The 26,989-nt window shown below is 40.1% G+C and carries 19 protein-coding genes and 1 pseudogene; 11 read left to right on the top strand and 9 right to left on the bottom strand.

The window, feature by feature from the left end; genetic code table 11:
• Positions 1 to 224 precede the first annotated feature (224 nt).
• A pseudogene (locus tag JIG37_RS16505) lies at positions 225 to 867 on the top strand (tyrosine-type recombinase/integrase).
• A 245-nt stretch (positions 868 to 1,112) separates the two neighbouring features.
• On the opposite strand, the gene JIG37_RS16500 reads toward JIG37_RS16505, so the two are convergent.
• Together JIG37_RS16500 and JIG37_RS16495 are read right to left on the bottom strand one after the other, a co-directional pair.
• Positions 1,113 to 2,519, bottom strand: a complete 1,407-nt coding sequence (locus JIG37_RS16500; protein WP_199529850.1) for a TIGR00366 family protein — start codon at positions 2,517 to 2,519, stop codon at positions 1,113 to 1,115.
• Positions 2,520 to 2,671: 152 nt separating this feature from the next.
• The gene (locus JIG37_RS16495) at positions 2,672 to 3,892 is read right to left on the bottom strand and encodes a Xaa-Pro peptidase family protein (RefSeq protein WP_199529849.1); all 1,221 of its coding nucleotides are present in this window, start codon (positions 3,890 to 3,892) and stop codon (positions 2,672 to 2,674) included.
• Between the two features lie 129 nt (positions 3,893 to 4,021).
• On the opposite strand from JIG37_RS16495, the gene JIG37_RS16490 reads away from it, so the two are divergent.
• The gene (locus tag JIG37_RS16490) at positions 4,022 to 5,101 is read left to right on the top strand and encodes a Xaa-Pro peptidase family protein (protein WP_199529848.1); all 1,080 of its coding nucleotides are present in this window, start codon (positions 4,022 to 4,024) and stop codon (positions 5,099 to 5,101) included.
• A gap of 15 nt (positions 5,102 to 5,116) precedes the next feature.
• Here the strand turns inward: JIG37_RS16490 and JIG37_RS16485 are convergent, their stop codons facing one another.
• Both JIG37_RS16485 and JIG37_RS16480 read right to left on the bottom strand, forming a co-directional pair.
• Positions 5,117 to 5,725, bottom strand: coding sequence for a flavin reductase (locus tag JIG37_RS16485; protein WP_199529847.1), 609 nt, complete (start codon positions 5,723 to 5,725; stop codon positions 5,117 to 5,119).
• A 10-nt stretch (positions 5,726 to 5,735) separates the two neighbouring features.
• Positions 5,736 to 6,482, bottom strand: coding sequence for an SDR family NAD(P)-dependent oxidoreductase (locus JIG37_RS16480; protein WP_199529846.1), 747 nt, complete (start codon positions 6,480 to 6,482; stop codon positions 5,736 to 5,738).
• Between the two features lie 424 nt (positions 6,483 to 6,906).
• Here JIG37_RS16480 and ppc point away from each other — a divergent pair, with 424 nt between their 5' ends.
• Positions 6,907 to 9,552 carry a phosphoenolpyruvate carboxylase gene (ppc, locus tag JIG37_RS16475; RefSeq protein WP_199529845.1) on the top strand — a complete coding sequence of 882 codons (2,646 nt, stop codon included), beginning with the start codon at positions 6,907 to 6,909 and terminating at the stop codon, positions 9,550 to 9,552.
• On the opposite strand, the gene JIG37_RS16470 is transcribed toward ppc, so the two are convergent.
• Positions 9,549 to 11,579, bottom strand: a complete 2,031-nt coding sequence (locus JIG37_RS16470; RefSeq protein ID WP_199529844.1) for an ATP-binding protein — start codon at positions 11,577 to 11,579, stop codon at positions 9,549 to 9,551. The two genes, ppc and JIG37_RS16470, sit on opposite strands and share 4 nt — an antisense overlap.
• A gap of 343 nt (positions 11,580 to 11,922) precedes the next feature.
• On the opposite strand from JIG37_RS16470, the gene JIG37_RS16465 reads away from it, so the two are divergent.
• Together JIG37_RS16465 and cdd are read left to right on the top strand one after the other, a co-directional pair.
• Positions 11,923 to 12,291, top strand: coding sequence for a hypothetical protein (locus JIG37_RS16465; RefSeq protein ID WP_054552162.1), 369 nt, complete (start codon positions 11,923 to 11,925; stop codon positions 12,289 to 12,291).
• 165 nt (positions 12,292 to 12,456) lie between these two features.
• Positions 12,457 to 13,389 (top strand): cytidine deaminase, encoded by a 933-nt coding sequence (gene cdd / locus JIG37_RS16460; RefSeq protein ID WP_199529843.1) that lies wholly within the window; start codon positions 12,457 to 12,459, stop codon positions 13,387 to 13,389.
• On the opposite strand, the gene udp is transcribed toward cdd, so the two are convergent.
• Positions 13,386 to 14,141 carry a uridine phosphorylase gene (gene udp, locus JIG37_RS16455; RefSeq protein ID WP_054552164.1) on the bottom strand — a complete coding sequence of 252 codons (756 nt, stop codon included), beginning with the start codon at positions 14,139 to 14,141 and terminating at the stop codon, positions 13,386 to 13,388. The genes cdd and udp overlap by 4 nt on opposite strands.
• Before the next feature lie 145 nt (positions 14,142 to 14,286).
• On the opposite strand from udp, the gene JIG37_RS16450 reads away from it, so the two are divergent.
• The 4 genes from JIG37_RS16450 (at position 14,287) to JIG37_RS16435 (ending at position 18,708) form a co-directional block, all read left to right on the top strand.
• Positions 14,287 to 15,066, top strand: coding sequence for a DUF2189 domain-containing protein (locus JIG37_RS16450; protein WP_054552165.1), 780 nt, complete (start codon positions 14,287 to 14,289; stop codon positions 15,064 to 15,066).
• A gap of 289 nt (positions 15,067 to 15,355) precedes the next feature.
• The gene (locus JIG37_RS16445; RefSeq protein WP_054552166.1) at positions 15,356 to 16,465 is read left to right on the top strand and encodes an arginase family protein; all 1,110 of its coding nucleotides are present in this window, start codon (positions 15,356 to 15,358) and stop codon (positions 16,463 to 16,465) included.
• 125 nt (positions 16,466 to 16,590) lie between these two features.
• Positions 16,591 to 17,283: a transporter substrate-binding domain-containing protein gene (locus tag JIG37_RS16440; RefSeq protein ID WP_138617338.1), complete on the top strand. Its 693-nt coding sequence runs from the start codon at positions 16,591 to 16,593 to the stop codon at positions 17,281 to 17,283.
• Positions 17,284 to 17,421: 138 nt separating this feature from the next.
• Complete coding sequence (locus JIG37_RS16435) at positions 17,422 to 18,708, top strand: hemolysin family protein (protein ID WP_054552168.1); 1,287 nt, start codon at positions 17,422 to 17,424, stop codon at positions 18,706 to 18,708.
• A gap of 15 nt (positions 18,709 to 18,723) precedes the next feature.
• Here the strand turns inward: JIG37_RS16435 and iadA are convergent, their stop codons facing one another.
• The 3 genes from iadA to JIG37_RS16420 form a co-directional block, all read right to left on the bottom strand.
• The gene (gene iadA / locus JIG37_RS16430) at positions 18,724 to 19,890 is read right to left on the bottom strand and encodes a beta-aspartyl-peptidase (RefSeq protein ID WP_199529842.1); all 1,167 of its coding nucleotides are present in this window, start codon (positions 19,888 to 19,890) and stop codon (positions 18,724 to 18,726) included.
• A gap of 11 nt (positions 19,891 to 19,901) precedes the next feature.
• Positions 19,902 to 21,311 (bottom strand): putative basic amino acid antiporter YfcC, encoded by a 1,410-nt coding sequence (yfcC, locus tag JIG37_RS16425; RefSeq protein WP_054552170.1) that lies wholly within the window; start codon positions 21,309 to 21,311, stop codon positions 19,902 to 19,904.
• Between the two features lie 142 nt (positions 21,312 to 21,453).
• The gene (locus JIG37_RS16420; protein WP_199529841.1) at positions 21,454 to 24,381 is read right to left on the bottom strand and encodes a TonB-dependent receptor; all 2,928 of its coding nucleotides are present in this window, start codon (positions 24,379 to 24,381) and stop codon (positions 21,454 to 21,456) included.
• A gap of 344 nt (positions 24,382 to 24,725) precedes the next feature.
• On the opposite strand from JIG37_RS16420, the gene JIG37_RS16415 reads away from it, so the two are divergent.
• Complete coding sequence (locus tag JIG37_RS16415) at positions 24,726 to 26,420, top strand: cyanophycinase (RefSeq protein ID WP_199529840.1); 1,695 nt, start codon at positions 24,726 to 24,728, stop codon at positions 26,418 to 26,420.
• Between the two features lie 87 nt (positions 26,421 to 26,507).
• On the top strand, positions 26,508 to 26,921 hold the full coding sequence (locus tag JIG37_RS16410) for a hypothetical protein (RefSeq protein ID WP_138617330.1): 414 nt from the start codon (positions 26,508 to 26,510) through the stop codon (positions 26,919 to 26,921).
• Positions 26,922 to 26,989 lie beyond the last annotated feature (68 nt).

Genomic DNA, 26,989 nt, shown 5'->3' with positions numbered 1-26,989 from the left:
ATGTTTATAGCGAGCTAATCGCGCGTTTTTCTACCACAGCGTAGCTCGTTTTTCTTATTAGATTATTTCTAACAAACTTGTTAACTAATTACCAGTGTTATTAAAATTTAGGAGTTCTCGCTTTTACCTCAGGATAAAAACGAGCGATTGGGTCGTTTTCTTGACTATACGAGCAACTGAGCTAAAACTGTGTATATATACAGCTTCTTTTCAAAGGAATGAAAATGAAAACTCGCTCTCCTTATTTAAACTACATTGCAGACTATATGCTCACTCGTCAGTATTCATTAAGAACAATTAATGCTTATTTAGGTTGGATCGCAAAATTTATTCACTTTCACAACAAACGTCACCCAAGCTCAATGGGAGATGCAGAAGTCAAAGCGTTTTTAGACCATATTGTATTAAAACGTAATATGTCACCTAGAACACAAAGTGCAGCTTTAAATGCGCTCGCTTTTTTATATAAACATATTGTCAAAAATGAGCTTTCTTTAAACTTGAATTTTGCACGAAGTAATCGACAACCCAAGCTGCCTGTAGTGATGACGCCTGATGTAGTAAAGCAATTGATGAGTCATCTTTCCAAGCGATATTACTTAATCACGGGGTTAATGTATGGAAGTGGTTTGCGTGTGATGGAAGCGGTGCAATTGCGAGTAAAGGACATTGATTTTGATTACAAAGGTTATTACGCCTCATACCTTGCGCCATTCATTTGCAACGCACCTATTGCAAAGTAGCGCCGATATTCGCACCGTTCAAGCTCAATTGGGCCATTTTGATGTAAAAACCACACAGATTTACACCCATGTTTTACAACAAGGAGCAAACGGTGTTGTAAGCCCATTAAGCAAAATTTTCTAGCTATTATTAAAGATGCGTTAACTTATCATTCAATGTGTAGGGCTTGGACCGTTTCTTGATTGCTCAAAGCAGCAGTTAGAGCATTTAACCTAACTTATTTTGGGGCAGAAGCGAGTTACGCTTGAAGTTATGATTTTGTACAAAACTGACTTTCACTTAAAACTCATTTTGCCAAATATGTATTGCTAAAAAGAGCTCAAAACACAACAAAAAAGCGCCTTAGGCGCTTTTTAAAATCAACTAACTTAATTAAGTGTGGGCTGTACATCTAAGCCATAGCCAAACATTACAGCTAATACTAATACAACCGATGCTGCGACCATTAGTTTAATTAGTAGTGGTAAACAGAATCTAAACCAATGGCCGTAAGGCACACCAGCCATGCCTAAAATGCCCATAAGTACAGCATTGGTCGGAATGATCATATTTGAAAAGCCATCACCAAATTGATAAGCAAGCACGGCAACTTGCCTTGGTACACCGACTAAATCACCGAGTGGGGCCATGAGTGGCATGGTGACATAAGCTTGCCCTGAACCAGAAGGAATAAAGGTATTGAGTAGGGTTTGAATAACCAGCATGCCAATTGCAGATATTTCAGCAGATACATAAGAAAGCGGTAACGACATGCCATGTACAAGGCTATGCAGGATTTGGCCGTCTTCTAAAATAAGGGCGATACCCCGTGCAACACCAATTAACACTGCGGTGGTAACAAGATCAGATACGCCTTCTATAAATTTGTTTGCTGCTTCATCAGCAGATAGTTTGCCTAAAATGGCTACAACCACACCCCAAGCAATAAAAACACCACCTAGCTCGTATAAGTACCAGCCCTTAGTTGCGATGCCCCATACTGCAATTGCTAGGGTAATAATAAAGCTACCTAAAACTAGTTTATGGCGCAGGGCAAGTGCTGGGTAACTTGTTGCTGTTTGATTTTCCAGTGGGCAAGGCACGCCAATCATCATTGATTTAGACGGATCGTGCGCTACCTTTTTGGTGTATTGCCAAACATGATGAAAACAAATGAGTACAAATGGAATAAATATCGCTAAACGTAACCACAGACCAGAGTAAACAGGAATACCTGCAATTTGCTGTGCGATTAATACCGTAAATGGGTTAAATGCCGAAACACCATAACCAATACCATAACCTGCGACTATCATACCTACGGCGGTCATTGCATCTAGGCGCATTGCTTTGCAAAGCGCGACGAGAATAATAACAAAAGGAATATATTCGCCGGCGGTACCAATACTGCTTGATGCTAAGGCAAAGCAAAACACCACCATAAAGATTAATCGTTGCGGTTTTTTACCGTGTCGCTCTAAAAGCCTACCAATGAGCGCATCAACAGTGCCTGTGGCACGTGCAACAGCTAATACACCGCCCACAATTAACACAAAGAAAATAACATCTTGAGCAGCAGCAAAAGCGCGAGGTATGGCTTGTAATAAATCCCATGGAGTTAAGTAATGGCGCTCAGCAACCGTTTGATAGGTGCCCGCAACAACCATTTCTCGGCCTGATTCACTTAATGTAGTAGTGAAAAAACCTTGTGGTACTAACCAAGTAGCAATAAGCGCAACAACCATCATGCCCAGCAGCAGTATCAGGGTATGTGGAACTTTAAAACGTAAACCCATTTATTCTCCGTAATTATGTTAGGTTAAATTCTTGAAATCATAACATGATAAAAGCGGATAGGTTGTCTCTAAAATGTCCACACTGTTAATGATTGTAATAATTCAGATACAAAAAAGGCCAGAAAACTGGCCTTATAAAGTTTATTTGAATTTTATTTAGCTAACCCAAATGGGTCATCGATGCTATGAGCAGGCTCGGTAAACCAACGCGGACCTTCGTCTGTCATATAAAAGTGATCTTCTAAGCGAATACCAAACTCATCAGGTACGACAATCATAGGTTCATTGCTAAAACACATACCTGTTGCGAGTGGAGTAGGGTTACCACCCACAAGGTATGGCCATTCATGAATATCTAAACCAATGCCATGGCCGGTTCTATGTGGGCAGCCTGGTGTTTGATACTCTGGTCCCATGCCATTTTCGGCAAGATACTGCCTTGCAGCATCATCTACTTTGCCACATGGCTCACCAATTTTTGCGGCAGCAAAAGCAGCAAGCTGGGCATTTTTCTCGTGTTGCCAAAACATGCGTTGACGTTCGGTTGCTTCACCAAATACATAAGTACGGGTAATGTCAGAGAGGTAATCATGTACTTTACAGCCAGTATCAATCAGTACCACATCACCTTTTTTAAGGGTTTGCGGGTTTTTAACGCCATGCGGGAAAGACGACGCAACACCAAATAGCACAATACAAAAATAGTTACCCGGTGCGCCGACTTTTTGGTGCGCTTTTTTAATAAAGGCTTCAACCTCAGTTGTGGTGATGCCTTCATAAAGCATACTTGCCGTTGCTTTGTGTACTTCTAAAGTCATGTCCATTGCACGTTGCATTAAGGCAAGTTCATTGGCTGATTTATGCATACGGCAGTGAGCTGTCACGCACTGTGCGTTAACAATGTTGTAATCGCCGTTAGCTTTATTAATGCCGTCGTAGATAAAAAATTGTGCGCTTTCATCAATACCAAGGGTGCCATTTTTGCTAATGCCCATTTCTGTAAGAACATCTACACATAGTTGATAAGGGTTTTCGTGTTCTTGCCAACCACGAATTGGGCCATCAATCACCATAAAATCGTTTAAGCTGCCGATTTCAAAAAACGGCGCTATGTATTGCACATCACCTTTTGCAGGTAAAATAGCGCCAACTAAACGCTCACTTGCGTACCAACGCATCCCTGTAAAATAGGCTAGGTTAGTGCCTGCATTTAAATAAATTGCATCAATGTTGTTTGCTTGCATATACGCTTGTGCTTTTGCGATACGCGCATCAAATTCGTCATTTTGAATAGGGGTTAAATCTGTTGTCATATCTGACAAAGAGTCAAGCGCCTGCTCTGGCGTTTGTGTGCCAATACCATATGTTGTCATTGTGTACTCCTTGGTTTTTTCTGCATTGTGGCTTGAGTAAACAGTTGATGCAAACTCACTGCGACTAATCGCATAATATTCGTATTTATGGACATAACTGTTAGCATGCGCAAAAAATAAGGAGCGACAATGCAAGTTAATTACTTAAAAAGACAAGCTGAATTTAAAGCCTTGCTAGAGCAACAAGGTTACAGCGCCATGTTAGTACTTGGTCATGAAAATATTCGTTACTTAAGTGGTTTTAGCGGTAATGCTGCTTATGCATTAATTACTCAAGATGCGTGTGTGTTGATCACTGATTACCGATACCACCAACGTGCAATTGCAGAAACAACTGGGTTTGAAGTTGTTTGTCGAGACAGAGACAACGAAACTCTTGGTCATTGTATTAACAGGCACCTTAATCCAAACAGCCATGTCGCATTTGATGCAAGTTATGTCACGGTAGCCATTTGGCAAGGTGTGGCAGATGAGCTAAGCGGCCACACATTAACAGCGGTAAACGGCTTAATTGAAAAACTAAGGCGCGTTAAAGATAGCTGGGAAGTTGCACAAATTAAAGCTGCTGCGGCTATCGCTGATGAAGCATTAGCACAAACGCTGCCTTATTTTAAACCGGGTGTAACCGAGCGTGACCTTGCCTTAGAGCTTGAATTTAGAATGCAAAAGCTTGGTTCAGAAGGAATGTCGTTTGCCACCATCATGCTGTTTGCAGAGCGCTCAGCCTTGCCGCATGGTAACCCGTCAGATCAGGTTTTAAAGCAAGGTGACTTTGTAACCCTTGATTTTGGTGCAGTTGTAAATGGCTATCGCTCTGATATGACTCGTAGTTACATTATTGGCGAAGCATCAGAAAAACAAACCCGTATTTATAATACCGTACTTGATGCACAAAATGCGGCACTTGAAATGGTTAAACCGGGTGTAAATTGTTTAGATTTAAATGCCATCTCAAACAAGGTGATTACTGATGCGGGCTTTGGCGAGTACGCAGGTAAAGGCCTTGGCCATGGTTTAGGGCTGTTTTTACATGAAGTGCCATTTATCAACACTCTGACAGACTACAACCTTGAAGTGGGTAATGTGATCACCATTGAGCCTGGCATTTATATACCAGGCTACGGTGGTGTGCGCCTAGAAGATGACATAGTTGTCACCGAATCTGGGTTTGAGGTGTTAACCCATGCGCCTAAGCCATTTATAATCTAATTCTTAAATTAAAGGTTATTTTTTAGCATACGCTAAGCGGGCTAAACGTTCAGTTACATGGTAACTATCAAGCCCGCTCACTGCGATTGTGTCAATGGCTTCAATATCGACAAAGCCATCTTCTTGCAAGCAAGCCTCATCTAAGTAAATGTCGGTTATTTCACCTATGATCAGCTCAGTGCCATTAATGGCAAGGTGGTGGTGCTCTCTCAGCTCAAGCGCATATTTAAGCTTACTTTCTTTAACAAAAGGCGCAGTAAAGTCATTTAGGTATTCAGTGCTGAGCCCTGTTGCATCAAATTCAGACTCGTCCTTGTCGTAGCGTGCCGATGTTTGATGTGCATTTTTATAAATGTCTTTGTTCACATGGTTAATCGTGTACTGCTTAGTGGCTAATAAGTTTTCTAGGGTATGGCGAGGCACTGAATGGGGCCTAATTATCATACCCACTAAAGGGGGATGTGCTCCAAGATGAAATACTGAACTGACAATCGCCAAATTGGTTTGGCCGTTACTATCTTGAGTGCCAATTAAGTTGGCACTTTTAAACCCCGACAAGCTATTAATTAAATGAGCGCGGTAGCGGTTTTCTAAATCAGCAATGGCTTGTTTTGTAAAATGCATAAATTTCCTGTTACCAGTCTATGGGTTTTCCTTGCCAGTCAAAGTAGGCAGGGTTGTGTGATTGTTGTAAATAGTCAGCATCACTTATCAATGAATACAATTGCTCGGCTACAAACTCAGGGGTAAATAACTTTCCTTCGGGTACATTTGCCTGAAAGGGTTTTGATAACGGCGTATCAGTGGTACCTGGGTGAAATAACACGCAGTGGCACTTTTTATAGCGTCTGCTAAGTTCAATTGCTGCAGATTTAAATAACATATTTAATGCCGCCTTCGATGCCCGATAGCTATACCAACCGCCTAACTTGTTATCACTAATGCTACCAACACGTGCGCTATGGGCACACACCACAGTTGAAACTTGTGGCTTTAAAAGCATAGAAAATAAAGTCACACAGCGAATTGGTAGTAGAGCATTTGTCGTCATGCTATTTATAAAGTGCTGCTCAGATATTTGCTCAAGTTTACGTTCAGGCGCATTATCTGGATCATGCAATAGGCCGTTAAATATCATCAACTGGGCCAAATCATAGTTGCCACCAGCAAGTTCTTTTGCAATGCCACTTAAGCTTTGCTCTGAATAGTCAGTAATAAAATGCTGGTGTCTTATCTCATTGCTTGATGACTTATTAAAACTTGCCTTAAATTCACCTCGACTGATGGTTACGATATGACCCGTGTTTATTTGTTTATGAAGAGTAGTGAAATAAGCATTTGCAATTTCACTGCTTGCACCGCACAAAATATAGAGTTGCATTTTTGACCTGTTCTAAAAATATTTGAAAATTTTTTCGCTCAAACTATCACCAACTAATAAAATGATAGTAGCTCTGTTTGTCTTGATCTAACCCTACAAACACATAAAAAAAGGCGGGTAAAAATTTGACCATGCAAACTTTAAGGATGCCTTAATATACGGGGATTTTACCTTTTAAATTGGTAAGTCCATTTTACCAATTGAGCTAGCTTTAACGCTTTGTAGCTGACTAAGCTGCGTATTTATTACACTTTTATGTTTATAGATTGGTTATTCTTTTTTACGAGTATGTTAGAAAATTCGATCTATTAAATTAACGCTGACAATGATATTAATAAAAGGGATCAGTATTTAGCTGCGCTCGTGCTTGGCTAAATACTGTGCAGTAAGTACTTTCAACTTAGTTAAAGAAAGGAGTATGAGAATGAGTGAACAATACGCTGCACTTCGCGGTAATGTTAGTATGCTTGGACAAATGCTGGGTCAAACCATTAAAGATGCACAAGGACAAGCCATTTTAGATAAGGTAGAAGAGATTCGCGCTTTATCTAAATCGTCACGTAGTGGTAACGAAGCCGACAGACAGGCGCTTATCGAAGTACTACACGCTCTCACAGATGAAGAACTATTACCGGTTGCACGCTCATTTAATCATTTTTTGAATCTTGCTAATGTTGCTGAACAATTTCATACCGTATCGCGCTTTAATGATGTTGGTTTTTGCCAACTAAACCCTCTCACTCAAACATTAAAAGCGTTAGCAACAGCATCAAAGCAAGGTCAAGTTGATCCTAATCACTTGGCACAAACACTCTCAAAACTCCACATCAATTTAGTACTGACGGCTCACCCAACTGAGGTGACACGCCGTACAATGATTAATAAACACGTTGAATTAAGTGATTGTCTTGCCTCTTTAGAGCGTAAAGATAACCTACCTAGTGAACGTGCAGATTTATTAAATCGTATTGCCCAACTTATCAGCCAAGCGTGGCATACCGACGACATTCGTCGCTCACGCCCAACGCCAATCGACGAAGCTAAATGGGGTTTTGCGGTTATTGAAAATAGCTTATGGCATGCCGTACCACGTTTCTTACGGGAGTTTGGCGAAGACGTAAAATCAGAGCTTGATCTTGAGCTGCCTATTGATTTCAGCCCAATAGAATTTACTTCTTGGATGGGCGGTGACCGTGATGGTAACCCGTTCGTCACCGCTGAAGTCACACAGCAAGTACTTGATCATGGCCGCTGGATGGCACTCGATTTGTATTCCCGTGATATCGAAACGCTAAGCAATGAGCTATCAATGTCGGATGCAAGCGATGAGCTTATTGAGCTTGCAGGTCAAGACTTTGAACCTTACCGTGCGGTACTTAAAAAATTAAAGAATCAAATTGCTGAAACGGTGACGCATTTGGGCGCAAAAATTAAGAAAAAGCGCACAGATTCTGAAGATTTAATTACTGATATCGCGCAAATTAAACATCCAATCGAAGTGTGCTATCGCTCGCTTATTAAGACCAACATGAAAGTAGTTGCCGATGGCTTGTTGCTTGATGTACTACGCCGTATTAACAGCTTTGGTCTGCGTCTTGCAAAACTTGATGTACGTCAGGATTCATCGCGTCATGGTGATGTTTTCTCTGAACTGACACGTTATTTAGGGTTAGGTGATTACCATCAATGGCAAGAAGAAGACAAACAAGCGTTCTTACTTGCTGAGCTAAACTCTCGACGTCCGCTTATTCCAAAGCATTGGCAACCAAGCCCAGAAGTACAAGAGGTGCTAGATACATTTGATGTAATCGCAGCGCAAGATGCTCAAACATTTGGTTTGTATATTATTTCGATGGCACGCACTGCATCTGATGTGCTGGCAGTACAGTTATTGCTCAAAGAAAGTGGTTGTAAGTTTAACTTACCGGTTGCGCCATTATTTGAAACGTTAGACGACTTAAATAATGGTAAAGAGGTTATCGAATGTTTACTTGATAACACTTGGTACCGTGGTCATATTCAAAACCAACAAAATGTCATGATCGGCTACTCAGACTCAGCAAAAGATGCAGGCATGATGGCTGCTGGTTGGGCACAATATGAAGCTATGGATAAACTTGTTCAATTAGCCGAAAATCGCGGTATTGAGCTTATTTTATTCCACGGCCGTGGTGGTACTGTTGGTCGTGGTGGCGCGCCAGCTGCACAAGCACTTCGCTCACAGCCTCCAGGTTCATTAAAAGGTGGCCTACGTGTAACAGAGCAAGGTGAAATGATCCGCTTTAAGTTTGGTTTGCCTGCTGTTGCCCTGCAAAGCTTAAATATTTATGCTGGTGCAGTTCTAGAGAGTAACTTGCTACCACCGCCAGAGCCGAAGAGCGAATGGCGTGATGTTATGGAACTTATTAGTGCTGATTCGTGTGAGCATTACCGCCAAGTTGTGCGCCATGATGAAAACTTTGTACCTTACTTTAGAATGGCAACGCCAGAGCAAGAGCTATCTAAATTACCACTTGGTTCTCGCCCTGCGAAGCGCAACCCGAACGGTGGGGTAGAAAGTCTTCGTGCTATTCCATGGATCTTTGCATGGAGCCAAAACCGTTTAATGCTGCCAGCTTGGTTAGGTGCATTAACAGGCCTTAAAGCTGCTTTAGATAAGTATGGCATCGAGACACTTCACGAAATGAGCTTAAAATGGCCATTCTTCCGTGCTCGTTTAGAGATGCTAGAAATGGTATTTAGTAAAGCCGATTCATGGTTAAGTGCGCATTACGATGATGCATTAGTAACTGAGCAATATAAGCCATTAGGCGTAAAACTTCGTCAGGAGTTGAGTGAGGCTATTGAGCTTGTGCAATCGCTTAGCCCACAAAAGAGCCTGCTTGCAGACCAACCTTGGATCAAAGAGTCAATAGCGCTTCGCAACCCGTACACAGATCCACTTAACTTATTACAAGTTGAGTTACTGCGTCGTTCACGCGAAGCTGACGTGGGCTCTGAAGGCGATATTGATAATGCCTTGATGATCACTATGACAGGTATCGCTGCTGGTATGCGTAATACCGGTTAATAGCTAGTATCATCAACCAATCGAGCATCGATTGGTAGGCTAATAACAAATCGTGCGCCGTGTTCATAAGGCTCGGCGCATATTTCTCCTTTCAAATTAAATTTAACTGCATTAAAAACAACATTTAACCCAAGTCCTAGGTGTTTATCGCCCATATTAGTGGTATAGAAAGGAGTAAAGATATCATGCAAGATAGTTTCCTTAATACCGACCCCGTTGTCTTGATAAATAATTTCGACATGCTTAGGAAAAGCTTTAATCTCGATCTCAATTAAACCGTGTAGCTTTATTGCAAAACCATGTTCGCAGGAATTAATGATTAAGGTTTTTAATATGTCACCAATAATTGCAGGGTAAGAAGTTATTACAACATTATCACCCTGAATATCGAATTTAATACACTTTCCTAAATAACTTGAGAAAGGCAGAACTCTGCGTGATATTTCTTCTGTTAGGTTAAACTGGACTAGCGGTTTATCTAAATCAATAGACACATTGAGTGCCTTAAATTCTTCGACAATGCTGGCAAGTCGAGCGATGCTAGCCTGTATTAAATCTTTTGCATCGTTTGTATCGTTTAAAAAGCTATGAAGGTGCTTGCTAGATAGCTCTTGAGATTTAAACTTTTGGCAAATAAGTGTAAGTTGATCATCAATTAAAGAGCTAGCGGTTACAATGGTGCCAATGGGCGTATTTAATTGATGCGCCATACCAGATACTAATGCGGTTAACGATGCTATTTTTTCGATTTCAATAAGTTGTGCTTGTGTGTTATGAAGTTTTGTTAATGTTTTAGACAGGGCATTCTTTTGTTGCTTCGTCCTCACTGTCATCAACGTTAATACGATTAAAATTGAGCATAAGGCAAAAGCAATCGCCATAAAGATCACTTTATTTGCTTTATTTTTTGAAGCCTGAACTTGATTTGATTTAGTTAAAAGTTCTATTTCTGCTTCTTTAGTCGTTATATCTAATTCTGCTAACGCTTTGGCAAGATTAGTACTGGTTTGTCTTCTTAGAATTTTTTCTTGAGTTTCATAGAGCTGTTTGTATGCATCAATTGCTGCATGGTAGTTTTTTTGTTGTAAATGCAAAGAGGCTGATAGCTCTTGTGTAGCTAGCAATAATTGATAGTCAGAGATTTTTTTATTCTTTAAATCAATTGACTGAATTTGTGCTAGAGCCAATGCAGGTTTATTTTGGGCTTTGTATGTTTTAGCAAGTTCTAATACTACAGCAAGCTTATCGCTTTGAAGATTATTCTCATTTAGTAAATTGAGTGCTTTTTTCAATATTATTTCTGCTTTTTTATATTGTGCTTGAGAGTTATAAATTTTTCCCTGAGTGGTTAGATTAACTATTTGGTGTGAAAGAAAGTCGTTGCTTTTCTGAAAGTTATATATGTTACTAAGTAGTTCTAATGCTTGGTCATATTTTTTTAAACCAAGCAAAGCCTTAGCAAGAAGATTACTCGTAAACGACTCATTAAAGGTATGGTTATTTGTTTTGCTGTACTCTCTAAATTTTTTAAATATTTCTGCTGCATTGTTATATAGGTGTAATTTTAAGTAGATAACAGCGATGTTGTTTTCAGTTTGCATTACAAGGTTATTATTCCTCATCTTTGCAAAAGGGAGCGCTTGTTTGTAATGATTAAGTGCTTCTTGATATAACCCTAAATGGGAATAGATATTTCCCGAAATATTATAGTAGCCATACATCAGGCTCTTATCTTTCGATTTGGCAACCATACTCTCGAACTCTACGAGCGTAATCATCGCTTCATCTAGTTTATTATTACCAGATAAAACCCACGCTTTATAGTTAGTCATAATGATCTTCTGTTCAAGATTCAACTCAGAATTGGCTAGTATTTTATTTACTTCTTCTAAACCTAGCTGTCTTGAGTTTGCGTAAGTGTTTCTGACTTGGTTGCGTAGTTTTTCAAATTCTGTTGCTGTAATTGCGGTTGCTTGCAAAGGAACTGACAAAAACATGCCTGCGATAATTGGAACCATGAATCTCATGATTTATTCCTATCCAAGCAAACATGTATCATCTGACAATACGTGTTTACTCTACTGCTTTAAGATGATGTTCATTGTAAGTTTTCACTCATTTTAAGGGCATCTGAAAAGGCTTAAATTAAAGGCAGAATTCTCGTGCATGTTTAAAAAAAGCATTAAAGGTTAATTTAAGGTAACGCCAAAAATGTATTTTTCTAGTTATAAATTCTTATATTTAATGCTGGCCATACCTATTTAATTGCTAGCTATTGACTAGGTTAGGGTTATAAATAAAATATGCTGGCTTTCAACTCTGAGAGCTAGAGTTAACCCCTAACCACTCACGCAGTTTAAGAGTATTTTTATGTCAAACGTGTCTACTTGCATTACCTATGATGCATCTACGTCGTTAGTTATGATGACGTTAAGAGGGACGGCAAGCGCACAGGATGTGATTAACTTTTACCAAATCGCCCAACAATACTCAGTATTATATGGGTCAGATAAAATACTCGTTGACGTGTCTGAGTTGACGCACAATTTCGCACCTGCTGATTTATTCACAATTATGCCGGCAGTGGCAAACTCTTTGAAAGAAGCTGTTGTAGCAATTGTCGTAAGTTTTGATGGTTTTATGCACGACTTATTTATGCAAAAAGCAAAGCGCTATAACTTACAAGCTGAAAACTTTGAATGTTTTAACAAAGCAAAAAATTGGCTGGTTCGTCAATAATTGGTCGAGCTAGTCATCGCTATTTTGTTGTGTATATCTGGGCTTACAAATACCGCTAATTTTTAGCTTTTATTGTGCGATTTACCTTGATGTTTACCGCCAAAACCTAGCAATTCATTACGTAACCTTTTAAACTGTTTAGCCAATTAATAATTATAATTTGTTATGACAGCAACTAGGATAGATGCAAGCAAACTAGCTCAAAATTCAGAGCCGTTTAGCTTCAATGATCAACAAAAAAATTCTCTTTTTGCCCAGCTTAAACAGCAACGTGGCATCTTATCTCAAACAGATATTTCTTCTCTTTGTCAGCGGTTTCAAGTTAGCCAACTTGAGTTACTAAAAGCCTGTGTACCCGTCGCAAGTTTATTTTCTGTGGCGCCTATTTCTAAATTCTACGTGGGCGCTATTGCAGTTGGGTTAAATGAGCAAGACGAAACAAATTTCTATTTTGGCGCTAATGTTGAGTTTTCTCATCAAGCCTTGAGTTTAGTCGTTCATGCTGAGCAATCAGCGATTAATAATGCATGGCTTAATGGCGCGCAAGCAGTACAAAGAATTGCAATCAGTGACGCTCCTTGTGGCTATTGCCGTCAATTTATGAATGAATTGAGTACTGCAGACTCACTTGAGATTTTATTGCCAGAGCGTAACTTTAACCTTCATGAGTTATTACCTTATTCATTTGGCCCGAAAGATTTAGGTAATGATGCGTGTTTATTTTCGCATAAGCAAAGTGATAAACAATTTGCCGACCTTACCATTGATGACGCAAAACTTATTCAATTAGCACTCAATGCATATGTGCCATACACAGGTAATTTTAGTGCTGTTAAATTAAGTACATTTACCGAAGGGGATTTTTACGGAAGCTATGCCGAAAATGCAGCCTATAGTCCAAGCCTTTCGCCATTACAAAGTGCATTGAGTCAGTTTTATCTTGCGGGTTTAAGCTTTGATGATAAAACAGTTAAGTCGATAACCTTGTTAGAAACACAAGGGGCAGAAAATCAATATGAGGTGGCTAAATCTGTGCTGGCAAGCTTTGCAAACCCACCAGCATTTGAGCACTATATTGCGAAATTAAGTAACGCTTAATTAAGCAATAGTTTTGCAGCTTCAATGACGACGGCGACTGATTTTTTCTCAATCTCGCCGTGGTCAACATTCGGAATCTCTTGTTTAGTACGATTTACTAAAACACCTGCAACACATGCTGCGCGTAAGCCAAGGGCAGCACACATAGTAAATAGTGTTGCTGATTCCATCTCGTAGTTCATCACACCTAGTTTTTGCCACTCTTCACAGCTGCCTTGGAAAGAGCGCGGAACATAACCTGAATAAGTATCGTAACGCTCTTGACCTGGGTAGAATGTGTCACTTGATGCAGTAATACCAATGTGGAAATTAATTCCTAATTTATCACATGCATTGACCATTGCTTGTGTAGCAAAAAAGTCAGACACAGCAGGGTAGCTTAGTGGTGCAAAATGCTGGCTTGCGCCATCTAATCGAACAGATGCTTGGCTAATTAAAATATCGCCTTCATTGATGTGGGGCTGAATAGCACCGGTCGTGCCAATACGCAAAAAGGTATCAATACCTAGCTGAGCAAGCTCTTCAACAGCAATTGAAGTAGATGGGCCGCCAATACCGGTTGAACAAACGACAACACTGTGGCCGTTCAGCTCACCACGGTAAACATGAAATTCACGAGTCTTCGCTAAGCATTCAGGGTTATCAAGAAGCGTAGAAATGCGTGCTGAGCGGTCAGGATCGCCAGGTACGATAGCAAGAGTTGCCCCTTTTAAGTCGTCACGTGTGATCCCTAAGTGAAATACCTTTTCCATTATTAAACCTTATTTTTGTCTAAAGCGTAATACTTTAATCATATGTGTTTAAAGTACAGGACAGATGTCCGATTAACTTAACAATGTTGCAAGAATTGCACAGTTAACCTAAACCTAAAGATGTCACCTTTAATGAGGATACATTATGCCAGCATCATCTTCTATGAACAAAAATCACGAATTTGCTCGTTGTTTAGAGAGCTCTCAAATATCTGCATCTGCACCGTTTCATTGGTTAGCACTTGCATTTAAGGACATCGCTAATGCGCCAATACTGAGCCTTGTCTACGGATTAGTATTTACCTTGATACCAGCGACAATTATGTATTTTGTATATCAGTTTGATACGCACTTAGTTATTTTGCCTGCTGTGGTTGGCTTTGCATTAATAGGCCCTGCCTTTGCTGCTGGCCTTTATGATGTGGCGTGGGAGCTTGAAAAAGGCCATAAACCTACTCTAATGCATAGCCTTAAATCTATGTTTAGAAACCCAGCAGGTGAATGGGGCTTTGCGGTGTTACTAATGGTGATTATGATTGTTTGGATGCGTTTAGCTGCGCTCATCCACGCCCTATATCCGAATGTTGTCAATCCAAGTTTTGAGCAATTATCGGCGTTTTTAACGCTCGGTAGTATTGTTGGTGGTATTTTACTTGTCACTGTATTTGCTATCTCTGCGTTTACCCCGCAAATTATGATGGAGCGCCGAGTTGATATCATGACTGCGGTAATTTCTTCGATGAACGCGGTTAAAACCAATTTTGCTGCAATGGTTGTTTGGGCTGGGATAATACTCTGTTTAGTGTTTGTAGGTTTTATTACAGGCACTGCTGGGTTTATTGTGATTATGCCATTATTAAGCTACGCCAGTTGGCATGCATACATTGCGGTTATCAAAACCAAAAAGCCAAGAGGCTACGAATAATGAGTATTCACTTCGTTTGAATATAAATCTATAGCGGCAATCGCCTAGGTTGTCGCAAAATTTGACTTTCTTTTCGCGCATGTTATACCTGCCAAAATACAGCGCTCTAATTTGACTAGAGCAGTTTAAATTTTTCTGCATTGAAAATATAATCATTTAATATCAGTGAGTTATAGGTTTAGTTGAGCAAGTGATTGTTGAGTTTTAAAAATCTTAACTATACACAAACCTGATTGCGCAAGTTTTTTAATTACGCATGAATATGCAGATAATAATCAGCGGAGTAGAGATGAGTAACACACAAAAAGCATTCCACGAAAAACTAAGTCAGTGTCTTTGTCCTCCTGGCGATGGTGTATTTACAGTAAATACAGCAAAAGAGCGTAAAGATGCGTTGCGTACTAAATTATACGGTCAAACAGACAATGTTGATGTGCTTTGGAAAGAGTCACTTGAAACATTGGCAGAGTCTGAGCACAAAGCCGTTATTTTAGGTATTAGCTCTGACTGCGGCGGTGGTATATTACGTGGTGCTAACTGGGGACCTCTTTTTTTACGCTCTACCTTGATTGATCAACAACCGCAAGCACGCGCTTTTGATTTAGGTGATGTGCGTGTGATCCCACATTTACTGCATGATAAATACCTTAACGATGCGACCATCACAAACTGCCAAAAAGCGTTATATGCTGATGAAAACAGTGAATACCATGTATCACCTTTGTCTATCACTGAAGATGTCTGTGACGGCTTTTATGCGAACTACCCTGATAAGGGTATTTTTGGTATTGGTGGCGATCACTCAATTAGCTACCCGCTAACTAAAGCTTACTTAAAAGCAAAACGTGATGCTGGCAAACGCACTGCAATCATTCACTTTGATGCTCATACAGATTTATTAGTAGAGCGTCTTGGTATTGATTTATGCTTTGGTTCTTGGTGTACACATATTCTTGAGTACTTACCAGCGCCACGTAACCTAATTCAATTTGGTATCCGCTCTAGTGGTAAGCCTAAGCAACATTGGGAAGACACGTTTGGTGTTAAACAACATTGGGCCCACGAAATCATCGAACGTGGCTCTAAAGCAGTTGCTGAAGAAGTGATTGCACAGCTTAAAGCAGATAATGTTGATGAGCTTTATGTGAGCTTTGATATTGATGCGCTTGATGAAAGCTTTGCTTCAGCGACAGGAACACCAGAAGCCGGTGGCTTAACACCTCAGCATGCATTAGACATTCTTGTTGCATTGGCTGACGAGTTCCCAATTACAGGTGCTGATATGATGGAAATCGCGCCATTCACCGACAGCTCACTAATCGGCCAAACAAGTTCTGAAACGACACTCAGAGAAGGTGCTAAAATCTCTGCATTTTTGATTGGTGCAATGAATAAGTAATTCATTTTGCAAGATTAGCGGAAACTTAGTTTCCGCTAATTGTTTATTTCTATTTTACATTTCAAATTTCATCACCTCGCGCTATATTTGTATAAAAAATAATTATAATTTCCGGTATAGCGATTATGCATAAGCTCTTTATCTTACTTTATTTACTAGTGTCTCTACCTGTATTCTCTGCAATTACAGTGGTCACTGAAAATTTACCGCAGTTACAGTATCAAGATGAGAATGGTGAGTTAGTGGGGACTGTAGTTGATAAAGTACTAACATCGCTCAAGCAAAGTAACATCAACTATGAAATTTCTGTGAACCCTTGGTCTGTTTCTTACAATGCGGCTCTTAGAGATGAAAATACATGTATATTCTCAATAGCTAGATTACCTGCTAGGGAGCGTGATTTTATCTGGTTGTCAAAACTTGGACGTTTCTCTGCTTCATTTTATTCGTTTAATTTTCAGCAAATTTCAATTAGTAATTTACAACAAGCTAAGCAATACCGTATTGCGGTGCTAAAAGATAATTACTCTCATATTTTCTTAAAAGAACATGGCTTTGATGAAACAAATCAGCTGATATTACTTGATAGTTTTGACAATATTTATGATGTGTTAAAAAGTCGTCGAACGAGCATAGATTTAGTCGTTTTAAGTGATCAACAATTTGATTTTGAATTACAAAAAGACTCTACACTCAACTCACTAAAACCAGTGTTTAGTATTCCTGTTGTTAATCCTGACTTATATTTTGCTTGTAATAAAAATATGAACACTGCATGGCTTGAGAAGTTAAGTAAAGCCTTTGCTGATTACGATTAAAAATAGCACTTGTTGATTGTAATAAAGCGGCTATAATCAGCTGCTTTTTGTCCATTCTCGCCAAACTCTAGCTAGCAAAACGAGCAAAAAGTTGTTTGCATTCAACACTCTGAATGCGTTTAAATGTTAGGAGTTACAATGAGTGACTTACTCATTATTATTATTTTAATTCTGATCAGTGCGTTGTTTGCTATGAGCGAAATTGCAATAGCAGCATCACGCAAGATTAAATTACGAGTAATGGTGGACGAGGGGAGTTCTAAAGCCCAAGCGGTGCTGGCGTTGCAAGAGCAACCTGGTGCTTTCTTTGCCATGATACAAATTGCCCTGAATGCAATTGCCATTTTGGGTGGTATTGTTGGTGAGCAAGCATTATCGCCTTATATCGAACAAATCTTAGGTATGATTTACCAAGGACCTTTACTAAGCCAAATCAGCTTTTTGATTTCGTTTTTGAGTATTACCTCTTTGTTTATTCTATTTGCTGACTTATTACCTAAACGGTTAGCGATGATTATGCCAGAAGCCGTTGCAGTTAATGTGGTTTCTATAATGCGCTGGGTAACTTTTGCGTTAACACCCTTTGTCGTTTTCTTTAATGGAATTACCAACCTGATTTTGCGCGCGTTTAAAGTACCCGCTGAACGAGAAGATATTGTCACCACAGAAGATATTGTCGCGATGATGGATGCAGGGGCAGAGTACGGCAGCTTACAGCAACAAGAATATGAGTTAATTGGCAATGTATTCGATTTAGAAGCGCGTTTTTTATCGAGTGTAATGACCCCACGTGATCAAATTGTCTATTTTGATGTTAAAGCAGATGCTCAAGAAGTTGCGACCAAAATTATCGAACACCCGCATAACCACTTTTTAGTCTGTGATGGTAATCTAGATAAATTAATTGGTTCGGTTGAATCAAAAGATATTTTGCGTAAAGTACTAAAAGGGCAAAGCGCCGAAATTGATAATGAATTGATAAGCCAAGATATTTTTTATCTTCCAGAAACATTGAGTTTGTCTGAAGCCTTAAATACCTTCAAAAAAGCGGCTGAACCATTTGCCGTTGTGGTTAACGAGTATGCACTCATGGTAGGTATTGTCACTGTCAAAGATTTAATGAAAGGCTTTATGGGGGATTTAATTAGCCATCAAGGCGAAGAGTTAATTATTCAACGTGATAATTCATCTTGGCTGGTCGATGGTTTAACACCTGTGGTTGAGCTTGCTAAGGTACTTGAAATTGAAGAGTTCCCTGAGCAATCTCATTACGAAACAGTCGCAGGGTTTTTGATTTACACCATGAAACGCCTGCCTAAACGCGCTGAGTTTATCAATTTTGGTGGCTATAAGTTTGAAGTTGTCGATGTTGAAGGAGTGAAAGTCGAGCAACTACTCGTTACTCGCATTTCGGATACTGTTTAGGCCGCCGATGCGGCCTTACTCAAAGGCGCCTTTCACAAGGGCGTTACCTTTGCTTACCATATGAACACCCTTTGACCAGCATTCTGTTGGCGCAAGCGTTGTTTTATTAAGTAGCACAAGATCGGCATCTGCATTTTGCTTAATGACACCTTTATTGATACCCAGTATCTGTGCAGGGTTTGATGTAATCGCCATTAAAGCGTGTTCAATCGAAACATTAAATTTTTGCACTGCTTCTACAAACGAACCATGCAATGTAGACTCTTTACCTACTTCAAGGCCAAGCAGGTTATAGCTTTTGTCAAAAATAGGGAGGCTTGCATGGCCATCAGAGCTCATAGTGAGCTTTGTTGGGTCGACCTTATTCTCTAGGCAATAAGCGAGTGCGTGTGCGGCAGAGTATTCCCCATGAGCAAGGTCATACTCGGTTGTACTTGTTGTAAAATCGATAGTGCCACCGGCTTTACAAAACTCTACCCCAGCATTAAGTAAGTCGATATTTCGATTCATGTGAGTTGGGTAAAATTGTGCCAGTGAAATATCGGTTAGCTTATCAACCTCATGTAATAACGATAAATGTGTATCAACAGGGCCAACATGAATGCTGACTGTGCCTTTTTTACCACTTAACATGCCTGCCACTTTTGCCTCAGCGGCAAGCTCTGCCAGCTGTTGTACCGTGGGTTGGCTACTACGATGATCAGATATAGCAACTTCACCCACACCAATAAACTCATCAATGTACATTAGATCGCTGGTGACTGAGCCAGTCAGTGTTTTCGCAGGTAAATGATATGAGCCCGAATGACAAAACACGTTGAGCCCAAGCTCTTTTAACTCTTTTGCTTTAGCAATCAGGCTACTATGAGTTCGGCTACTTGAGTCAGTGCCAAGGGCTGCAATAACGGTTGTTGTGCCATGCAATGTTGCATCAGTCAGGTTCATTTCTGGTGTTCTACTTGCGAATCCAGCTTCGCCGCCACCGCCAGTTATATGTACGAGTGAATCGACAAACCCCGGGACCAAAATACAATGTGTGCCATCGACTGTGGTAATCCTCTGATAATTATCGATGGTGATTTCAGGCTGTATATCAACTATTTTTCCGCCAGCAATAAGAACATCTTGAGTGCCTAAAGGTGAGGGGGCGAAAACGTCTGCGCCTTTTATAAGTGTTAACATAATTAAATCTTTTACTGATAGTTAATAAAGTGTGCGAGAAAAATAAAGCAGCTAGCAAGGCCAAACAAAGCTAAAGTGAAGCGCCAAATAAAACGTGCCCATTCACTCCAATCTAATTTAACAATACCTAAACAGCCAATGAGACTAGCAGAAGTCGGAATAAAAATATTGGTTAAACCATCACCCAACTGAAATGCTAACACCACAATTTGACGTGAGATATTTAACAAATCACCGAGCGGTGACATTAGCGGCATCGTTATGGCTGCTTGTCCAGAGCCTGACGAAACAAAGAAGTTAAATACACTTTGAAATAATAGCATGCCCCAAGCCGCAATATAGTCGGGTACAACTGAAATGCTGGTGGCACTGTAGTACAGCAAGGTATTTAGAGTTGAAGGCGAGGTTAAGTCACTACCGCCAAGTATTAAAATAACGCCTTTTGCCAGAGCAACTAAAAGCGCTGCAGGTAGCAGTTCTTGAGCACCTTCTTTAAATGCGTTTGCGCTTTCATTGGCAGTTTGTTTTTTAAATAGGCTGGCGATTACAGCACAAGCAATCCCTAGGCAAAAGAATTGCGCTGCTAATTCAGGAATATAATACTGCCTAGCCATCACGCCCCAAATAACCCAAACAATGCCAGCAATAAAAGTAAGTAAGATTAGTTTATCTGCGTTATCTAAATTTATTGCACTGTCTTGGTGTTGGTTAGATTGTTGTTTAGTGGCTCTGATAGAGTTGGCATAGCGAATAGTGAATACAAGGCCAAATGAAGTAAAAACAAGCCAAGCAACCATTCTGAACCCTGCGCCAGAAAAAACGGGAATTTCAGCTATAGACTGAGCTATTGCAATGCTGAACGGGTTCATCCATGAGGTGGCAAAGCCAATTTGTGTAGCAACATAGGTTGTTAATACCGTTACTTTTGCGTCATAGCCAAGTTGTTTCATAATCGGGAATAACACAATACAAAAGGCAATGGCTTCCTCACCCATGCCGAAAACAGCACCACCTAAAGAGAAAAGCACGAACAAGAGAGGAATGAATACCCACTCAATATGTTGTGTTTTATTGATCAGTGCCATGATGCCGTTATTTACCGCACCGGTTTTTAAGATAATCCCAAACGCACCGCCAGTAATTAAAATAAACGCCATCACACCAATCGCTGCGCCATACTTATCACCTGACACTAATCCTTCAAATAAGACATTAGCGAGGCCAATTTCACCACCTTCTGCAAATAATGCTGGCGGGGTATGATCTGAGGCTGTTTGATATTGTGATAATTCAACACTATGGCTATCTTTTTCGGCATTAAATACACCGGGGGTTATAAATAGGCTGGCAAAATAGGCGATAACTGCGACGCACAACAAAATGATGCTCGCATCTGGCATCGCAAACTGTTTGTTTTTCATAAAGTCACTTAAATGTCATTCGACGTTTATAAGATAAGCAAGGTATTGTAGCCCTTGCTAAGAAAGATTAATACTGAGAGTCGTCAGTTTAAGATAACGTAAGCTCAAAAGTGTGGGCGACGATTAAGACGCCCATACCTTGCTAAAAGCGATAGCTCAAACTTAACGTATAGCGACTGCCATAAGCATTATGGTTTATAGAATCAAAACCTCGACTTGAACCATATAGTTTAGGCGGTTCTTTATTAAAGATATTATCGATACGAGCACGGATTGATAATGCATCATTGATAAAATATCCGGCTGATAAATCCCATACTAGCCAGTCATCAACATCACGCTTTAACTCATCATTAAGCTCGCCAAGTTCTTCTAGCTCGTCTATTTCACGGCCACGAAGCCCTTCAATATCATCCTCATAGCTACTGGTATAATTGGCACCTAAGTTAAGATAATAATTTTCGGCTTCCCAATCGATAGACAGTCGGCCAATATTTTCTGGATATCGATAAGTGCCGATGAGTTTTTCTACAGCATCTGAACCGGGTTTATTTCTCTCAAACTCTAAATAGTGTGTACCATCAAGGGCAAACGTTAAATCACCTTCAGCTAAGCGAAAACGATGATCAAATTTAAAGTCGATACCCGCTAAGGTTTGCGTGCCGGTATTTTCAAGAGGAATAACATGATCTCTAAATAGTGGCAGGAATAGCTCATCTTCTCGCGGGTTAAACTCACTTATATAGTTTGCTAGGATCTCTGAAAGATTAGCGCCATCACTTTCGATATTAAGGCCTGCATTATCGGTTACTTCACACAGCTGCTGCTCGTAGGAAATACCTTGTTGTCCTTGTGGTACTAAGCCACAGTGACGAAGAGACGCGTCCGTAATTGCTCTATCTAGCACGGCAGTCATATTGGTATCGATGACTTGCTCATGATCAAAATGCCAATAATCGACAGTTAGGTTGGTATTTACAGATGGACTCCATGCAAAGCCAATGCTGAGCGCTTCAGATTCCTCGGCTTTGAGTGCTTGATTACCAAGCTCTAGGCTGTTAACACTGACTTCTGTACCATTACCCATACAGTATAAATCTGCAACAGCCTGATTTGCGCCGCAATCAAAGCTTGATTGTGTGGTCCGTAATTTTACGCCAGCTTGAGTTAATGATGGTGCTCTAAACGACGTTGACCAAGAGCTCCTAATAATTAGAGAATCTGAAGGGCGGTAGCTTAAACCCACTTTAGGGTTAAATGTTCCACCAAAGTCATCGTAATGATCGTAACGACCAGCAATTTGCAATTCTAGCTGCTCAGTAACTGGCATATTCAACTCTACAAATGCAGCGTACTGTGTGCGGTCTGCTTCTGATAAGCTCGAGCCAAAACCAAAAACGTCGACTAAATAACCATTTTCAGCACGCGCTTGAGAGTCTAAAGACGGAATATCTTTTAACTCTTCTCGGCGAGCCTCAATACCAAATGCAGCATAAATGGGTAACTCATTAAATGTAAATAAATCGCCATTAAAGTTTAAATCCCATCCGTAGACTGTACTTTCACCACTTCTACTTGGGTTTGCTTTTGCAAGCTCAAGCACCGCATCGTTATTTTCATCACCTTGTAAAAATGGGTTGTAGAACGGCATTAACTGACCTTGCGCACAATTGAGCTGTGTTCCATCAAATGTAGCTAATGATCCGTCGGAGCATAATTCACCATTGATTGCAGCATGAAATTGGTAGCGGTTGTAAATACCATCAATCGCTTCTTGCTCTGACTTAGAACGAGAAAATGTTACACCTGACTCCCAACTCCAGTCCCCAATGTAACCGGCTAGGCTACTGACTAAACGAAAGTTTTTAGTTTCAACTTCAACAGTTCGTGGTGAATTAAAGCGTGCATCAAATGCAAAGCCATACACTTCTCGACCCGCTTGAGTGGTAAATGGATCAATATAAAGCTGGTCCATTAAGTCGTTACTGCCATCAGCGTTATCATAAATGAATAGCGCATCTTCTATGATAAACGGACCATCATCGTCGTTTATTTGATTGATTGGTGCAGGTGATGAATAGGCTTTTGATTTAGTTTGGCTATAGAAGAAATCGGTATGCCAATCTAAATCACCTAAGGTGCTGTTAAACATAAAGCCAGTTGAAAGGCTTTCAAATGGGGTTTCTAGGTAATCATCTTGGTTTGCATAGTAAGCACAAATTTGCTCACCATGCTCAGTCGTGACAAGCTCTGTTTTACAGTTTGGGGCTGGTAGTTCATTGCCATCTCGGCTGCTGAAGTAATAAATGTTTGGTGAGTTCTCAAGTTTCGGTAAATATGAGTAACCATTTACTAGATTAGGCGTTGCGGTATAACTTCTGTCGGTCGCTTTAAAGGCATTGCGGTCGTATATATCAGCAAATACCGTTAAGTTACTTTCACCGATATTGGTTCCGTAGACTAAGTTAAGTTGCTTCTTAGCTTCGTCATGACTGTCAAAGCTATTGGTGTAAGAAGTGTTTACTTCAGCTCCTTGATAGTCATCTTTGAGAATATAGTTAATAACACCGGCTACCGCATCAGCTCCATAAATTGCTGATGCGCCAGTGGCTAAAATATCAATGCGCTCGATTGCAGCAAGCGGAATTGAATTTACATCAACAAAGTTTTCAGTGCCTGCTGCAAACGAGCTTGGTGCAACACGGCGGCCATTAATGAGTGTTAATGTGGCTGAGGGACCCATACCTCTTAAGCTTGCAGCGGATTGACCCGCTGGCGTTGAGGTTGATGTACCACCACTTTCAGATGTTGAAAAGGTACCGGAACCGCCTTTAAAAACCGATAAATCTTTCAATAATTCATGAATAGTGTTCGCTCCTGAGCGCTTGATTGCATCTTGGTCAAGCACGGTAAGCGGGATGGTTCCTTCTAAATCAACCCCTTTAATTCGTGATCCTGTTACTTCTACTCGCTCAATTTTTTCTGATTGTTGGTCGTTTTGAGCATACACAGCGTGTACTGGGCACAGCACAGCACTGATTGCTACAGCAATTGATAACTGACGAAACATATTGATTTACCTTTGCCTTAAAAAACACACGGCAAAACCGTGACATTTTGAATAATTGTTATAATTTTTTAGACAGGGCAGTGGGTTATAGACACAACTAGCCCCTCACAGGAAGTGAGGTGTGGCTACTCGTCAAACCACTCCGAAAGGTAGTGTGGAGAGTAGAAATATGTGCAAAGCGATAATGCGTTTTTCAACATAATTCCAATCCGTAAGGTCTTTTGACAAAGCTAGCGATACAGTGCTAGCTTACTCGCGTTTTTAAATGTTCCTTTTTTTTATAGCAAGCAACAAAAAGCTGCGCAAGCAATTTTCTAATATTTTTTTTACAAGAGTGTAACAATATGAACATCCTTAAGGAGCAAAAGACTAAATATCAAACTTCAGCTTTTTCTTTGGTATTTAGTTTGTTTTTCGCATCATTTGGCAGCAAAGTCTATGCAAATGATCAACAGCAAACGTTGGTTTTAATTGGCGGATCTTTGACCACCTGCTCAAGTATGAGCCCTAAAAATTGTCTTTCGAATAAACAGATTAGTGGTAAACAGACTAATCAATATCGATTAAATAATGATGCTTTATCTGCAATAAAGACAAATTGGCCAACCAAGAACAAAAAAAATCGTCAGCAAACGCTTAAGGTATTAGCACAGATTGCACGTCAAAAGTCAGGTGTGATCACTAAAAGTGATATTTTATGGGCTTGGCGCGATTTAGATAACAAGTTACTAAACGAGCTTACTGATTCAGAATACAACTTTGTCATAGACTCACTTGAAGTGGCTGTATTAAATACAGATTCGACCCGCCAAAAAGAGTTGGTCAGTACAAGCGATAATAACGAACGTGCAGCCAATGATATTTTAGATTTTGTTGCTGCTTCATTAAAAACAAGCACCGAATCACCAACAATTTTAGCGGTTACTGCATCAAGCAGAGATCCATATGAATCAGCTGACTTTTATGAAGGGTTATTAAACTTTACTGGTGTAGAATCAAGCTGGTTACCTCTAACACCTGCTTTAGCAAAAGCGATTACCAGTAAGCAATGTGAGAGTTTGGAATCTTTACGTACAGAGTCTATGGGCGTTTTTAATCGTGAGACTATTTACCCTGATCGAATCAAGGCCGAAAAAGCGCTTTGTGATAAAGGGGTCGATCATTTAGTTAAGCTGATTAAAAACGCGACGGGTATTATGTTTAACGGTGGCGATCAGAGTTTAACCAGAAAAGTACTGTTTGATGATAACGGTAAGCAATATCCTTGGACTCAGGCAATTTTACAAAGACCATTACTTGTTGGCACAAGCGCAGGTACAGCGGTGCAAAGTGGTGGTAAAAATGCCTATGGCACAGTGCCGATGATTTCAAATGGTACAAGTTTAGCGGCAATGAGAGAAGGCTCGTTTGCAGTATCACCGCCAAGTGAGCGCTGTGAAAATGAATGCGGTGATAAGCTTTCGGCTGATAGTCTTACCTATGAAAAACAAGGTGGGCTTGGCAGCTTTACTTATGGTGTTCTTGATACACACTTTAGCGAGCGCAACAGAACAATGCGTTTGGCAAGATTACTGGCAGATACCGGGCAACAGCATGGTTTTGGCATTGATGAGACCACCGCCCTTGTATCAATTCGAGCTGGTGAAACCGCACTAATGACGGTGATTGGTAAAAGCGGTGTCGTGCATGTTAAATCTAACGCTAAAAATAACGGAGCAATCAGTTATTGGCCTGCTGGTGCAGTTATTGATGTAACAAAGGATGGTTTTACTCTAGCTAAACGAACTGTTGATAATGCACTCCCTAGTATTAAAATTCCGCCACTGCCGATGCAGCGTTTTGGCACTATATTTTCAGATGCTAAATTACGTTCGCTTGTACAAGCTATGTGCTTAACACAAGAGCAACAAGCAGTCGCTCAGCATGATGAGTTTTTATTGGATTTAAATGCCACTGACAATACTCATTATTACCGTGTAAACACCAGTAGTACAGGCTGTGCGGTAGAAAACCTAGCCTTTAAAGTTAAGACATTTTAACGATGTAAGGTACTGAAAAAGTAGTGGATTATTTGTTCATTATTAGTTAGCGTAAGGCTAATAATGAACAAACCATGGAATGGGGTTATGAAATATAACGTACTACTTTTATTTATTTTTGGCTGTTTATTTGCCTATTTATCTATACCAGTCATAGGTTATGGTTCAGCTATTGCGATTCCAACCGAAGTACTTTCAGCCCTTTATGACTTGTCACCTAACTTTGCTTTATCAATGGTTGATATCGTTACTTTAGGCCTTCCTTTGTTAGCGTTACTTTTAGTATTTTTACTCATTAGTAAGTCCCTGTACCTTAGAGATAAAGCGTATTCATACTTTATATTGCTGACACCATTTTTAGCGCTGCATTTATATTTTGCTGTTAACAGCTTTTCTGCAAATATTGATAACACCACTTTACTGACTAGTCTGCCTAAGTATGTATTACTAGTGCTTTTTGTTGCGCTTTTTTCTACTCATAAGAAACCGAACTTTAGTTGATGTAAGTCATACGCGAAAGATCAACATATAGGCTAATCTGTAATTAATCAGTGAACCAAGTTGGTAAC

Origin of the sequence: Pseudoalteromonas sp. bablab_jr010, assembly GCF_016464105.1 — a bacterium.
GTDB lineage: Bacteria > Pseudomonadota > Gammaproteobacteria > Enterobacterales > Alteromonadaceae > Pseudoalteromonas > Pseudoalteromonas simplex.
This window is presented reverse-complemented; position numbering and strand designations above follow the sequence as displayed.

Excerpts from the sequence above, each read along its gene's own strand:
- JIG37_RS16500 (WP_199529850.1), bottom strand. The coding sequence starts at position 2,519 with ATGGGTTTACGTTTTAAAGTTCCACATACCCTGATACTGCTGCTGGGC.
- JIG37_RS16495 (WP_199529849.1), bottom strand. The coding sequence starts at position 3,892 with ATGACAACATATGGTATTGGCACACAAACGCCAGAGCAGGCGCTTGAC.
- JIG37_RS16490 (WP_199529848.1), top strand. The coding sequence starts at position 4,022 with ATGCAAGTTAATTACTTAAAAAGACAAGCTGAATTTAAAGCCTTGCTA.
- JIG37_RS16485 (WP_199529847.1), bottom strand. The coding sequence starts at position 5,725 with ATGCATTTTACAAAACAAGCCATTGCTGATTTAGAAAACCGCTACCGC.
- JIG37_RS16480 (WP_199529846.1), bottom strand. The coding sequence starts at position 6,482 with ATGCAACTCTATATTTTGTGCGGTGCAAGCAGTGAAATTGCAAATGCT.
- ppc (WP_199529845.1), top strand. The coding sequence starts at position 6,907 with ATGAGTGAACAATACGCTGCACTTCGCGGTAATGTTAGTATGCTTGGA.
- JIG37_RS16470 (WP_199529844.1), bottom strand. The coding sequence starts at position 11,579 with ATGAGATTCATGGTTCCAATTATCGCAGGCATGTTTTTGTCAGTTCCT.
- JIG37_RS16465 (WP_054552162.1), top strand. The coding sequence starts at position 11,923 with ATGTCAAACGTGTCTACTTGCATTACCTATGATGCATCTACGTCGTTA.
- cdd (WP_199529843.1), top strand. The coding sequence starts at position 12,457 with ATGACAGCAACTAGGATAGATGCAAGCAAACTAGCTCAAAATTCAGAG.
- udp (WP_054552164.1), bottom strand. The coding sequence starts at position 14,141 with ATGGAAAAGGTATTTCACTTAGGGATCACACGTGACGACTTAAAAGGG.
- JIG37_RS16450 (WP_054552165.1), top strand. The coding sequence starts at position 14,287 with ATGCCAGCATCATCTTCTATGAACAAAAATCACGAATTTGCTCGTTGT.
- JIG37_RS16445 (WP_054552166.1), top strand. The coding sequence starts at position 15,356 with ATGAGTAACACACAAAAAGCATTCCACGAAAAACTAAGTCAGTGTCTT.
- JIG37_RS16440 (WP_138617338.1), top strand. The coding sequence starts at position 16,591 with ATGCATAAGCTCTTTATCTTACTTTATTTACTAGTGTCTCTACCTGTA.
- JIG37_RS16435 (WP_054552168.1), top strand. The coding sequence starts at position 17,422 with ATGAGTGACTTACTCATTATTATTATTTTAATTCTGATCAGTGCGTTG.
- iadA (WP_199529842.1), bottom strand. The coding sequence starts at position 19,890 with ATGTTAACACTTATAAAAGGCGCAGACGTTTTCGCCCCCTCACCTTTA.
- yfcC (WP_054552170.1), bottom strand. The coding sequence starts at position 21,311 with ATGAAAAACAAACAGTTTGCGATGCCAGATGCGAGCATCATTTTGTTG.
- JIG37_RS16420 (WP_199529841.1), bottom strand. The coding sequence starts at position 24,381 with ATGTTTCGTCAGTTATCAATTGCTGTAGCAATCAGTGCTGTGCTGTGC.
- JIG37_RS16415 (WP_199529840.1), top strand. The coding sequence starts at position 24,726 with ATGAACATCCTTAAGGAGCAAAAGACTAAATATCAAACTTCAGCTTTT.
- JIG37_RS16410 (WP_138617330.1), top strand. The coding sequence starts at position 26,508 with ATGAAATATAACGTACTACTTTTATTTATTTTTGGCTGTTTATTTGCC.